The sequence below is a fragment of the Saccharothrix ecbatanensis genome (genome assembly GCF_014205015.1).
GTDB lineage: Bacteria > Actinomycetota > Actinomycetes > Mycobacteriales > Pseudonocardiaceae > Actinosynnema > Actinosynnema ecbatanense.
This window is the reverse complement of sequence record NZ_JACHMO010000001.1, coordinates 5,169,359-5,182,247: the sequence shown is the minus strand read 5'-3', so window position 1 is coordinate 5,182,247 and position 12,889 is coordinate 5,169,359. Positions and strand designations below refer to the sequence as shown.

The 12,889-nt window shown below is 71.4% G+C and carries 10 protein-coding genes and 1 pseudogene; 8 read left to right on the top strand and 3 right to left on the bottom strand.

Features of this window, described 5'->3' with window-relative positions; all coding sequences use genetic code 11:
• Window position 1 precedes the first annotated feature (1 nt).
• Both F4560_RS21550 and F4560_RS21545 read left to right on the top strand, forming a co-directional pair.
• Window positions 2–970, top strand: coding sequence for a beta-ketoacyl-ACP synthase III (locus tag F4560_RS21550; RefSeq protein WP_184922580.1), 969 nt, complete (start codon window positions 2–4; stop codon window positions 968–970).
• A gap of 158 nt (window positions 971–1,128) precedes the next feature.
• A complete protein-coding gene (locus tag F4560_RS21545) occupies window positions 1,129–1,644 on the top strand; it encodes an HAD domain-containing protein (protein WP_184922578.1) in 516 nt (171 codons plus the stop codon).
• Here the strand turns inward: F4560_RS21545 and F4560_RS21540 are convergent.
• The gene (locus tag F4560_RS21540; RefSeq protein ID WP_184922576.1) at window positions 1,619–2,857 is read right to left on the bottom strand and encodes a hypothetical protein; all 1,239 of its coding nucleotides are present in this window, start codon (window positions 2,855–2,857) and stop codon (window positions 1,619–1,621) included. The genes F4560_RS21545 and F4560_RS21540 overlap by 26 nt on opposite strands.
• 281 nt (window positions 2,858–3,138) lie before the next feature.
• Here F4560_RS21540 and F4560_RS21535 point away from each other — a divergent pair, with 281 nt between their 5' ends.
• The 6 genes and pseudogenes from F4560_RS21535 to F4560_RS21505 all read left to right on the top strand — a co-directional run bounded on the left by F4560_RS21535 (window position 3,139) and on the right by F4560_RS21505 (window position 11,305).
• Complete coding sequence (locus F4560_RS21535) at window positions 3,139–7,584, top strand: carbohydrate-binding protein (RefSeq protein WP_246478651.1); 4,446 nt, start codon at window positions 3,139–3,141, stop codon at window positions 7,582–7,584.
• Complete coding sequence (locus tag F4560_RS21525; protein WP_312869405.1) at window positions 7,581–8,459, top strand: sugar phosphate isomerase/epimerase family protein; 879 nt, start codon at window positions 7,581–7,583, stop codon at window positions 8,457–8,459. The genes F4560_RS21535 and F4560_RS21525 overlap by 4 nt, the downstream gene beginning before the upstream one ends.
• A 123-nt stretch (window positions 8,460–8,582) precedes the next feature.
• A pseudogene (locus F4560_RS21520) lies at window positions 8,583–8,825 on the top strand (helix-turn-helix transcriptional regulator); the annotation flags it as partial.
• A gap of 86 nt (window positions 8,826–8,911) precedes the next feature.
• Window positions 8,912–9,538, top strand: coding sequence for a VOC family protein (locus tag F4560_RS21515; protein WP_184922572.1), 627 nt, complete (start codon window positions 8,912–8,914; stop codon window positions 9,536–9,538).
• 14 nt (window positions 9,539–9,552) lie between these two features.
• A complete protein-coding gene (locus tag F4560_RS21510; protein WP_184922570.1) occupies window positions 9,553–10,008 on the top strand; it encodes a pyridoxamine 5'-phosphate oxidase family protein in 456 nt (151 codons plus the stop codon).
• 316 nt (window positions 10,009–10,324) lie between these two features.
• Window positions 10,325–11,305, top strand: a complete 981-nt coding sequence (locus F4560_RS21505) for an RICIN domain-containing protein (protein ID WP_184922568.1) — start codon at window positions 10,325–10,327, stop codon at window positions 11,303–11,305.
• On the opposite strand, the gene F4560_RS21500 is transcribed toward F4560_RS21505, so the two are convergent.
• Together F4560_RS21500 and F4560_RS21495 are read right to left on the bottom strand one after the other, a co-directional pair.
• Complete coding sequence (locus F4560_RS21500; protein ID WP_184929294.1) at window positions 11,283–12,521, bottom strand: RNA polymerase sigma factor; 1,239 nt, start codon at window positions 12,519–12,521, stop codon at window positions 11,283–11,285. The two genes, F4560_RS21505 and F4560_RS21500, sit on opposite strands and share 23 nt — an antisense overlap.
• A gap of 41 nt (window positions 12,522–12,562) precedes the next feature.
• Window positions 12,563–12,880, bottom strand: coding sequence for a YciI family protein (locus F4560_RS21495; RefSeq protein ID WP_184922566.1), 318 nt, complete (start codon window positions 12,878–12,880; stop codon window positions 12,563–12,565).
• Window positions 12,881–12,889: the final 9 nt, after the last annotated feature.

The window sequence follows — 12,889 nt, the reverse complement described above, 5'->3', positions numbered from 1 at the left end:
GATGACCGGAGCGGTGATCCTGGGGGTCGGCGGAAGCCTGCCGGCACGTGTCGTGACCAACGACGACCTCTCCGCCCGGCTGGACACCTCGGACGAGTGGATCCGGACGCGCACCGGCATCCGGACCCGGCGGTGGGTCGAGCCCGGCACGTCGACATCGGACCTGGCGGTGGACGCCGGGGCGCGCGCCCTGCGTTCGGCGGAACTGTCCACTGTGGACGCGGTGATCGTGGCGACCACGACCCCGGGCCGGCGCTGCCCCGCGGTGGGGCCGGAAGTCGCGTCCAGGCTCGGCATGATCGGCGTGCCCGCGCACGACGTGTCGGCCGTGTGCACCGGATTCCTTTACGGGCTGGCGAACGCCGTCGGGCTCATCGCGAGCGGCGCGGCCCGGACGGTGCTGCTCATCGCCGCCGAGACGTTCTCCACCATCCTCGACCCGGCCGACCGCGGCACGGCGGTGATCTTCGGCGACGGCGCGGGCGCGGTGGTCGTCGGCGCGGGCGAGCCGGGCGGCATCGGTCCGTGCGTGCTGGGCAGCGACGGCACCGGAGCCGACCTCATCCAGATCCCGGCGGGCGAGGACTACTTCCGGATGCACGGCACGGAGGTGTTCCGGCAGGCGGTCAAGCGGATGTCGGACGTCGCGCTGGACGCGCTCGCCCGCACCGGCCTCGGCCCCGACGACGTCGACCACCTCGTGCCGCACCAGGCGAACCAGCGGATCTCCGACGGGGTCGCGCGCCGCATGGGCCTCCCCGAGTCGAAGGTGCTGGGGAACGTCGCCACGGTCGGCAACACGGCCGCCGCCTCGATCCCCGTGCTGCTGGCGGAGGCCGCCGCGGACGGTCGGATCAAGCTCGGCGACCGGGTGCTGACGGTGGCGTTCGGCGGTGGGCTGACCTGGGGCGCGGGCACGCTGGTGTGGCCCGACGTCACGGCCGACTTCGGCATCCTCGGGGAGCGCTGACCTGCGCGCATACACTCCGGACGTGATCGACGGTGCGATGCGCTTCGTGCACGCCGGGTGGCGGGGATCGGTAGAGCGCCGAGGGTTTCCTCTGCCCAACCGCGGTCGGGAAGGTCGTTGATCACCCGCTGTCGGTGGCGCGCGGTACCGTCGATCCGGTGACGCCCCTGATCCTGGTGGACATCGACGGGCCGCTGCACCCGTTCGCCGCCCGCACCCCGCCGGACGGCTACGTCGAGCACCGGTGGCCGCTGTCCCGCTGGGGCAGGGCGGTGCAGCGGGCGTGGCTGAACCCCGACCACGGCCCGGCGCTGCTCGCCCTCGCGGACCGCACGGGCGCCGAGTTGGCGTGGGCCACGACGTGGGAGCACCGGGCCAACACGACGGTCGGCCCGGCGCTCGGCCTGCCGCCGTTGCCGGTGGTCGGGGTGCGCGCCTACGAGGGCAAGGCGGACTGGAAGTTCGGCGCGGTGGGCCGGTTCGCCCGGGGTCGGCCGCTCGCCTGGCTGGACGACGACTTCGACCTGTTCCCGACCGCGCGCCGGGCGTTCCTGCACCGCCGCCGCGACGTCACCGCCCTGATCGCGGTCGACCCGGCCACCGGCATCACCGCCGACCACCTCGACGCCGTGGCCACCGCCCTGAAATCTACGGAGTCGGCGTCCACGTCCTGAGCCGACCGTCCGCCAGTTCGGCGAACCTCCCGGTGCGCGGGTTCTGGGCGTTCGGCCGGAAACCCTCGACGACGCCCGTCCGCGCGCCTTCCTCCGGGTCCCACACCTCCAGCCCCGCGACCGTGCCGACGTAGAGCAGCCCGTCGTGCCCCCACATCCGCCCGACGGGACCGGCGAACGCACCGACCCGCCGCCCGCGCACCACGTCGTACACCTCGACCCCCGCCACCGCGGGCCGGTCGTACCGCCCGATCGGCTGAAGCGCCACGGTGTGGTCGTCCACCCACGCCATCGGCAGGTCCCAGCAGTCCCGCGCCGACAGGTCCATGCCGTGCTCGGTCGCGTAGACGTCACCGCCCAGCCACGCCGCCACGTCGAGCACCACCGGCATGCCGAACGGGCTCCAGACCCACCCGTCGTCCAGCACCCTGCGCCCTGACGGGTCGGGGAGCAGCGCGCCGTGGAAGTAGTCCAGGTAGTGCTCAGGCGCCGGCCCGTCACCCGACCACGACGTGTCCCGACCGGTGAGCAGCCGACCCGAGGACAGGTCGAACGCGTCGAGCCGGTTCCAGTCCGTCGCGCTGACGACCACCCCGGAACCCAAGAACGCCAACGGGAAGCACGTCTGGTGGTAGTGGTAGTCGCCCCGGTCCAGGGATCGGACGGGGTCGCCGGTGACGAGGTCCAGCACGACGCCGTACCGGCCGTAGTCGGTCACCGCCGCCGCGTGCCGCCCGTCCGGCGAGGCGTGCAACGTCAGGCGCGCGGGATGGTGCTCCGAAGGCGAGGACGGGACCGACACGGGTGCGACGAACCGCGGGCCGTCCCGGTCGACCTCCACCAGACCGGCCTCGGTGAGCACCAGCCAACCGCCCGGCAACGCGGCCACGCACCGGTCGTCCACCGGCTCGACCGCGCAGTCCGCCGTCGTCCACATGCCGCGCGGCGCGGTGTCGCGGTGCCGGATCTCGGGCCGGCCGATCCAGCCCAGCAGCTCGCTGTACTCGTCCACCCGGTCCGCGCACCCCAGGCACACCACCATCAGGCACGGCCGCGGCTCGTCCCGCTTCGCGCAGTCGCCGCAGAGCCGGTCGTACTCCAGACCGACCCCGGTGAACCACCCGTAGTGGTCAGGAGGCCTCTCGGCGACGAGGTGCGCGCAGCTGCGGTAGTCGGCGGCGTTCGCGGCATGCCCGCACGGCAGCAGGTCCACGCGCCCCATTGTGGGCTGTTCCGGCCTCGTTGACGTTCCGTGGCCGCCGCGCCGCCGACTTTCGGCCATTCGTGCATGACTTTCGTTCAAGAACAGCGAAAGTATTGCCAACTTTGGTCGGCTCTGAACAGAATTGCGGAACGTCCGGCATGTGAGCCGGGCCACAGATGCTCCGAGCAGCCCAGCGTCGTGCGAACGAGGAGACAGCGGTGCGAGGTAACCGAAGCACGCCCACCGACAGGCGACCCGTAGCGCTGGCCCTGGCCGCGGCACTCGGCGCGATGACCCTGATCGCGACGCCGGCCGCGGCCCAGCCCGACGGCGGACACCTCCTCGTCTTCTCCAAGACGGCGGGCTACCGGCACGACTCCATCCCCGACGGCATCGCCGCGATCACCGACCTCGGCGCGGCGAACGGCTTCACCGTGGAGGCGACCGAGGACGCCGCCGCCTTCACCGACGCGAACCTGGCCCGGTTCGACGCCGTGGTCTGGCTCTCCACCACCGGCGACGTCCTCGACGACACCCAGCAGCAGGCCTTCGAGCGGTACATCGGGAACGGCGGTGGCTACGCCGGGGTGCACGCCGCCGCCGACACCGAGTACTCCTGGCCCTGGTACGGCGAGCTGGTCGGCTCCTACTTCAAGTCGCACCCGGCCATCCAGGAGGCCGACGTCGAGGTGGAGGACCACGACCACCCGTCGACCGCGCACCTCCCGGACACCTGGACCCGCACCGACGAGTGGTACAGCTACCAGTCGAACCCGCGGTCGAAGGTGAAGGTCCTGGCCGCGCTGGACGAGACCAGCTACACGCCGACCGACCCGTCCGGAGATCACCCCATCGCGTGGTGCCACACCCCCGGCCAGGGTCGCTCCTGGTACACGGGCATGGGCCACACCAAGGAGTCCTACGCCGACCCGACGTTCCGGCAGCACCTCCTCGGCGGCCTCCAGTACGCGCTCGGCACGGCCGCGGCGGACTGCGAGCCCGACACCGCGCCGACCGACGCCGACTTCGACCAGGTCACCCTCGCGCTCGGCGAGGAGAAGACGGGCGAGCCGATCGCGATGGCCGTGCTGCCGGACCGCAAGGTCGTGCACACCTCGCGCGACGGCCGGGTCTGGCTCACCACCCCGGAAGCGACGACGACGCTTGCCGGCCGCGTGCCCGTCTACAGCCATGACGAGGACGGCTTGCAAGGCGTCGCGGTCGACCCCGGTTTCACGGACAACCGCTGGCTGTACCTCTACTACGCGCCGCCGCTGACCACCCCGCCGGGTGACGCGCCGGAGACCGGCACGGGCTTCGAGGCGTTCAAGGGCCACAACCAGCTGTCCCGCTTCAAGCTCACCACCGACGGCGTGCTGGACCTCGGCAGCGAGCAGCGCATCCTGCAAGTCCCGGCCGACCGCGGCCTGTGCTGCCACGCGGGCGGCGAGATCGACTTCGACGCCGCCGGCAACCTCTACCTTTCCACGGGCGACGACACCAACCCGTTCGCCTCCGACGGCTACACCCCGATCGACGAACGCGCCGACCGCAACCCCGGCTTCGACGCGCAGCGCTCGTCGGCCAACACCAACGACCTGCGCGGCAAGGTGCTGCGGATCAAGGTCCAGGACGACGGCACGTACACCGTCCCGGCCGGCAACCTGTTCGCGCCGGGCGCCGACAAGACCCGGCCCGAGATCTACGCGATGGGCTTCCGCAACCCGTTCCGGTTCGCCGTGGACAAGGCCACCGGCTGGATCCACCTCGGCGACTACGGCCCGGACGCCGGTTCCGCCAACCCGGCTCGCGGCCCCGGCGGCAGCGTCGAGTTCAACCTGATCAAGGAACCCGGCAACTACGGCTGGCCCTACTGCGTCGGCGCCAACGTCCCGTACGTGGACTTCGACTTCGCCACCAGGACGTCGGGCGCCGCGTTCGACTGCGCCGCGCCCAAGAACACCAGCCCCCGCAACACCGGCCTGGTCGACCTGCCGCCCGTGCGGCCCGCGTGGATCCCGTACGACGGCGGGTCGCTGCCCGAGTTCGGCGCCGGCGGCGAGTCGCCGATGGGCGGTCCGACCTACGACTTCGACCCGGACCTGACCAGCCCGGCCAAGTTCCCGGAGCACTTCGACGGCAAGACGTTCGCCTACGAGTGGGACCGCGGCTGGATCAAGACGATCGACGTCGGCCCGAACGGCGAACGCGGCGCGATCACGCCGTTCTTCGACTCGATGACGTTGACCCGCCCGATGAACCTGGAGTTCGGCCCGGACGGCTCGCTGTACGTGCTGGACTACGGCAGCGGCTACTTCGGCGGGGCGGAGGACTCGGCGGTCTACCGCATCGACTACGCCCGTGGCCGCCACACGCCCGTTGCCAGAGTGGCCACCGACCGGGCGTCCGGCCCCGCGCCGCTGACCGTGCGGTTCGACCCGGCCGGCACCGCCGACGAGGACGGCCACCCGTTGACCTACGCGTGGGACTTCGACGGCGACGGCGCCACCGACTCCACCACCGCCGGACCGGTCACCCACACCTACACCGCGAACGGCCAGTTCACCGCGAAGCTGTCCGTCACCGACCCGACCGGCCTCGTCGGCTCGGCCAGCGCCGTGGTGAACGTCGGCAACACCGCGCCCGTCGTGGTGCTGAACGCGCCCGCCGACGGCCGGGTGTTCAGCTTCGGCGACCAGCTGCCGTTCTCGGTCACCGTCACCGATCCGGAGGACGGGCAGGTCGACTGCTCCAAGGTGACCGTCGAGTACATCCTCGGCCACGACAGCCACGGCCATCCGCTGACCCGTGCCACCGGCTGCGAAGGCGTCATCGCCACGCCATCCGACGGCGGGCACGGCACGGAGGCCAACATCTTCGGCGTCCTCAACGCCTACTACACGGACGGCGGCGCGGCGGGTGCGCCCGCGTTGACCGGTGAGGACGAGGCGATCCTCCAGCCCAAGGACAAGCAGGCCGAGTTCTTCACCACCATGCAGGGCGTGCAGGTGGTCGAGACGGGCACCGCCGAGGGCGACAAACGCGTCGGCTACGTCGACAACGGCGACTGGATCGCGTTCGACCCGGTGAACCTGGCCGGCGTCACGGCGATCGGCTACCGGGTGTCCTCCGGGGGCAGCGGCGGCACTATCGAGGTGCGCGTCGACTCGCCGACCGGTCCGCTGGTGCAGCAGGCACCCGTGCCGTCGACCGGCGGTTGGGACAACTACGTCGAACTCGCGCCGACCCCGGTCACCGACCCCGGCGGCACGCACCGGCTGTTCCTGGTGTTCAAGGGCTCCGGCAGCCTGTTCGACGTCGACGCGATCCGGTTCGTCACGGGTCCGTCCGAGCCCGGTTGGGAACCGGTGCGGCCCACGCCTGCCGAGTCGTACTCCGCGCAGCAGGGCACCACGGTGATCCGGGCGGCGAGCGCGCAGGGCGGCAGCCAGATCGGCAACGTCCACGACGGCGACTGGATCGCGTTCGACGCCGTCACGCTGGCCGGCGTCACGGGCATCGGCTACCGGGTCGCGTCGGCCACGGCGGGCGGCACGATCGAGGCGCGCGTCGACTCGCCGACCGGTCCGCTCGTGCTGAGCACGCAGGTCAGCGGCACGGGTGACTGGCGCAAGTACGCGGACCTCGCGCCGTCCCCGATCACCGATCCCGGTGGCACGCACCGGCTGTACTTCGTGTTCCGCGGTGGCGGCGGCGCGTTGCTGGACCTGGACACCATCACGTTCCGCGGATCGGGCACGGTCCTCGGCGTCGACGTGCCGGCGGAGCACCTGACCGGGCAGCAGGGCGTCGTCGTGCACGACCGTGCGACGGCCCAGGGCGGCAAGCGGGTCGGCGACATCCACGACGGCGACTGGACGTCGTACGCGGACGTCGACCTGGCGAAGATCGCCGGCATCGGCTACCGGATCTCGTCCGGCGGGGTCGGCGGCACCCTGGAGGCGCACGCCGACTCGCCGACCGGACCGCTGGTGCACGAGCCGCTGACCGTGCCCGTCACCGGCAGTTGGGACCACTACCTCGACCTCGCGCCCCGGGCCGTGGCGCTGACCGGTGTGCGTGACCTGTACCTGGTGTTCAAGGGCGGCAGCGGTGCGCTGTTCGATGTGGACACTCTGAAGTACTTGCGGTACAAGCCGGTCAGCGGCACTTGTGTGCCTTCGACACCCGAAGCCGGGTATCGCAGCCTGTACGACGGCACGGGCGTTGCGGGGTGGCGGCAGGCCGGACCAGGTCGGTTCGTCGAAGAGGACTGCACGTTGCGCAGCGAAGGCGGGCTGGGGCTGTTGTGGTTCGAGGAGGAGTTCTCCGCCTACAGCCTCAAGTTCGACTGGAAGGTCGCGGGCGACGACAACTCTGGCTTGTTCGTCGGCTTCTCCGACCCAGGCGCCGATCCGTGGGTGGCCGTGAACCAGGGCTACGAGGTGCAGATCGACGCGACGGACGCGCCGGACCGCACGACGGGCGCGATCTACTCGTTCCAGTCGGCGAACATCGCCGCCCGCGACGCGGTGCTCAAGCCGCCGGGGGAGTGGAACTCGTACGAGGTCGTCGTGTCCGGGCAACGCATCCGGGTGTTCCTCAACGGGGCGCTGGTGAACGACTTCACCAGCGTCGACCCGGCCCGTGACCTGACCAGCGGGCACATCGGTCTCCAGAACCACGGCGTCGGTGACGACGTGTGGTTCCGGAACGTCCGGATCAAGGACCTGTGACCCGCCGTGCCCTGACCGTTCCGATGATCGAGGAGTCACGTATGCCGTCCCGCCGCACGTTCCTGAGCACTGCCCTGGCCGCCGGTGCGGCCGTCGCCCTGCCTTCGGCCGCCACGCCCGGGGTCGCCACCGCTTCGGACCGGCTGTGCCGCCGGGTGCCGAGGGAGTCGATCAGCATCCAGCTGTACACGTTGCGCGGCATCATGGGTGACGACCCGGAGCCGGTGCTGTCGGCGTTGGCGGACATCGGGTACCGCAAGGTCGAGCTGGCCGGCACGTACGGGCGCAGTGCCGCCGAGTTCGCAGCCGTGCTGCGGCGTCACGGGCTGCGGGCGACGTCCGCCCACGTGGGCATCGACGGTGATCTCGACCGGGTCGTCTCCGACGCGCTGACGCTGGGCAACAAGCACGTCGTGGTGCCGTGGGTGAACTACGGGACGCTCGCCGAGTGGAAGGCGTTCACCGTGCGGCTGGAAGCGGCGGGGGACAAGCTGCGGCGGGCGGGTCTGAGCCTCGGCTACCACAACCACGCGCACGAGTTCGCGCTGGTGGAGGGCACGCGGCCGTTCGACGTGATCACGGCGGGGACGTCTCGGCGCAACGTGCACCTGGAGCTGGACCTGTACTGGGCGGTGGTGGGCGGTGTGGACCCGGTGGAGGTGTGCCGGGCGCACTTCCCGCGCGTCCGGCAGTTCCACGTGAAGGACCGTGCGGCGGACGGGTCGTTCGCGGACCTGGGCACCGGCACGATCGACTTCGCGGGCATCTTCCGGGCGACGAACGTGACCGAGTACATCGTGGAGAACGACCAGCCGCGGGACGCCCTCGCCACCGCCCGGATCGGCTACGACTACCTGCGCGACCTCCGGTTCTGAACTGGATGGCTCAGAGCTGTGCGGCTCTGAGCTGGGCGGCGCGATCGGTCAGGAATCGAGAAGGCGAGGTCACCGGGGTCACCTAGCGTCATGGGGATCACTCGAACAGAAGGAGTTGTCCCCATGTGTCTCCCTTCGTGGGCGCGCGCACGCATCGCGGCGCAGCGCCTGGACGACCTCGCGCGGCTGCGGCGCGTTCGTGACCGGATCGACCGTGACCACGCGAGGCCGCTGGACGTCGAGGCGCTGGCGCGCGGCGTGGGCATGGCCGCCGGGCACCTCAGCCGTCAGTTCCGGCTTGCGTACGGCATGTCGCCGTACGGGTACCTGGTGACGCGGCGCGTCGAGCGTGCGGCGGCGCTGCTGCTCGGCATCGGCATCGGAAGCGGCCTCGGCGGACCGGTCAGGAATCGAGAAGCGTCGGCGGTCCCGGCGGAACTAGCGTCATCGGCATGACATCCATCGCAGCAGTCACCCTCGAAGTCACCGACACCGCCGCCGCCGATCGCTTCTACACCAACGCTTTCGGCTTGGACACCCAGATCCGCCTGAGGGCCTCGGAGGCGCCCACGACCGGCTTCCGCGGGTACACGATGGCGCTCACCGTGTCCCAGCCGTCCACCGTGGACACCCTCGTCAACGCCGCGCTCGCCGAGGGCGCCACGTCGCTGAAGCCGGTGGCGAAGTCGTTCTGGGGCTACGGCGGCGTCGTGCAGGCGCCCGACGGCACGATCTGGAAGGTGGCGACGTCGGCGAAGAAGGACACCGGCCCGGCCACCCGGCAGATCGACGAGATCGTGCTCCTGCTGGGCGTCGCGGACGTGGTCGCGAGCAAGCGGTTCTACGTCGAGCAGGGCCATGTCGTGGGGAAGAGCTTCAGCCGCATGTACGTCGAGTTCGCGGCCGGGACGAGCCCCGTCAAGCTGGCCCTGTACCGGCGCCGCGCCCTGGCCAAGGACGTCGGCGTCTCGCCTGACGGGACCGGATCGCACCGGCTCGTGATCGGTGGCGACGCCGGTTACACCGACCCGGACGGCTTCGCCTGGGAAGCTGTGTCGTCCGCACACGCCACGAAGTGACCACTGGGGGAAGCATGACCGCCGCGCCACCGCGTGGACTCGATGAGAGGCTGCGGGACACCCGCGCGAGGCTGGAGAGCGATGTCGATCTCTGGGTCGCCACGTCGGGTTCCCCGGGCGGCGTCCACCTCATCCCGCTCTCGCACCTCTGGGACGGAGCCACGTTCCTCATCGCCACGGCGCTCGCGTCGGTCACCGCCCGCAACCTGCTGGCGGACGGGCGGGTGCGACTCAGCCTCGGGCCGACCCGCGACGTCGTGGTGGTCGACGGTGTCGCCGAGCCGGTGGACATCGCCGACCTCGACCCCGGGACCGGTGACGCGTTCGCCACCAAGACCGGCTTCGACCCGCGTGAACTCGACGAGGCCTACCAGTACTTCCTGATCCGGCCGAGGCGCATCCAGGCCTGGCGTGAGGTGGACGAGATGCGGGGGCGCGACCTCATGCGCGACGGTCGCTGGCTCGGCTGACCGCGAGCCCGAGGCGACCGGGAAGGCCTGGCGACCGGGAAGGCCTGGCGACCGGGAAGGCCTGGCGACCGTGGGCCGCCCGGCTTCCCCGGCCTTGCGCCGTACCCCTCGTCCGGCGCTTCACCAGCCTTTCCGACGTCCGCGACCACCGGCAACAGCCTCAGGTGTCCCGGACAGTTCGAACTTGTCCGGCCTGGTCGACGGCCTGCTGTTCGATGCGCCGGACAAGGTTCCGAACGCCCTTGCCCTGACGGACGGCGACCACCAAGATTCCCGTGTGACGTCGCAGAGTGCCCAGCCGGATACGGCATGTGATGTGGCCGAGTTCGTGTCGATGTTGCGGACGCTCAAGGACCAGTCGGGGCTCACCCTGCGTGGGCTGGAAGAGCGTGCGACGGCGCAGGGCGAGGTGTTGGCCCGCAGCACGGTGGCCGACATGCTGCGCAAGGACAGCCTGCCTCGGCCGGAACTGCTGGCCGTCTACGTTCGCGCCTGTGGTGTCGAGCAGCCGGCGCCGTGGTTGGGGGCACGCGAGCGGCTGGCGATCGGCGTCGGTGAAGTGGTCGATGTGCCGGAGCAGGGGGAGCCGGCTTCCTCGCGGTCGTTGTGGCGGCGTCCGTCGACAGTGCTGGCCGCCGTTGTCGCCGTCGCTCTCGTCGTCGCCGCCCTGCTGATGCAACGCGATCCGCCCGAGACCACCGCGGTCGTGCAGACCACCGCGGTCCGGACTACCGCGGTCGGAACCACTGCTGTCGGAACCACTGCTGTCGGGAGCACCGGACCTGGGCAGACCACCGCGGTCGAGCAGACCGTCGAACCCGGCCGTGAGCTGCTGTCCCTGCCTGCCGAGGGCGCTTGGGGGAGCATCCACGCGGCGGACGCGCCCGAGCTGTGCCTGACCGAGGGACGCGACAGCACCGGCGCCCACAACGCGGTCGTCGCGGCCCTCCGCCCCTGTGACGCGCCTGGACCGCGGGTGCTCCTGCAACCCGTCCGAGGCGAGTTCACCACCATCAAGTGGGAGCACCCGGAGGACAAGGGCCTCGGGTGTCTGACGGTGCTCCGCTCCGGACCGGCGGCCCACCTGCTCGAACCGTGGGACAAGTGCGCCGAGGACAACGTCGACCAGCTGTTCCGCGTCGAACACGTCCGCGACCAACGCTTCCTGATCCGGTCGGCCGGCGGTTCGGCGTGCATCGGGTTGCGCGGCGGTGCGGTCGTGGAAGGTGCGGAGGCGGTTCGTGAGCCGTGTGCCGACAAGCCGGATCAGGAGTTCACGGTCGAGCTGACTCCTTGACGGCCGTCACCTCGGTGATCCGGCGGGCCAGGTGACGGCGTTCCGCGTCGGTCGGAGCCAGCGCCAAGGCCTCCTCGTACGCGGTGATCGCCTCGGTGTTCCGGCCCAGCCGCCGCAGCAGGTCGGCACGGGTCGCGGGGAGCAGGTGACCGGTCAGCTCGTCCGCCAAGCCGTCCACCAGCGCGAGCCCCGCCAGTGGGCCGTCCGCCATGGCCACCGCGACCGCCCGGTTGAGCCGCACCACCGGTGACGGCACCAGCTTGGCCAACTCGCCGTAGAGCAGGGCGATCTGCGGCCAGTCCGTGTCCGCCGCACGTTCCGCAGTGGCATGGCACGCGGCGATCGCGGCCTGCACCTGGTACGGCCCCGGCCGACCCCGCCGCAACGCCGAGTCGAGCAGTGCCACTCCTTCGCTGATCTGTTCGCCGTCCCACCGCGCCCGGTCCTGCTCCTCCAGCGGCACCAGGTCGCCACCGTCGAACCGTGCCGCCTGACGCGAGTCCTGCAACAGCACCAGGGCGAGCAGGCCCACCGCCTCCGGCTCGTCCGGCATCAGGTCGACCAGCGTGCGGGCGAGCCGGATCGCCTCCAGGCACAGGTTCCGCCGCAACAGTTCCGCGCCCGCGCCGGCCGCGTAACCCTCGTTGAACAGCAGGTACAGCACGCCCAGGACGCCGCCCGTCCGTTCCGGCAGCAGGTGCGCCGGCGGCACCCGGTACGGGATGCGGGCGTTCCGGATCTTCTGCCGCGCACGCACCAGCCGTTTCGCCATCGTCTGCTCCGGCACGAGGAACGCCCGCGCGATCTCGGCCGTGGTGAGGCCGGTGACCGTGTGCAGGGTGAGCGCGACCCTCGCCTCCAGCGTCAACGCCGGGTGGCAGCACGTGAAGATCAACCGCAGCAGGTCGTCGCGGAACCCGTGGTCATCGAGGGCTTCGGGGTCGTCGTCGGGCATCGCCACCACCTCCCGGAGCTTCGCCGCCTCCACGGTCGACCGCCGCAACCGGTCCAGCGCCCGGTTGCGGGCGGTCGTGGTGAGCCACGCGCCGGGACGGAGGGGGATGCCTTCGCGCGGCCAGCACTCCAGCGCCCGCGCGAAGGCGTCCTGCACGCACTCCTCGGCCAGGTCCCAGTCCCCGGTGAGGCGGATCAGCGTGGCCACGATCCGCCCCCGCTCGGCCCGGAACAGGTCCGCGACCCGTGCCTCGACCGGCACGTCGGGTACTTCGGGTTGGTCGGGCACTTCGGTCACTTCGGTCACTCGGCGAACGGCCGGACCTCGACCGAGCCGAACCGCGCGCACGGGTGCCGCGACGCGATGCGGATCGCCTCGTCCAGGTCGGCGCAGTCCACGATGTCGTACCCGACGATGTGCTCCTTGGTCTCCGCGAACGGCCCGTCGGTCAACAGCACCTCGTCACCGCGCGTGCGCACGGTCGTGGCGTCCTGGATCGACCGCAGCTCCGACCCGTCCAGCCGCCTGCCCCCGACCTCGGCCAGCCACTGCTCGATCGTCGGGTCGGCCGCGGTCGGCTCGATGGTGTCGTCGACGCAGATCAGCAGCATGTACTTCATCGGTCACTC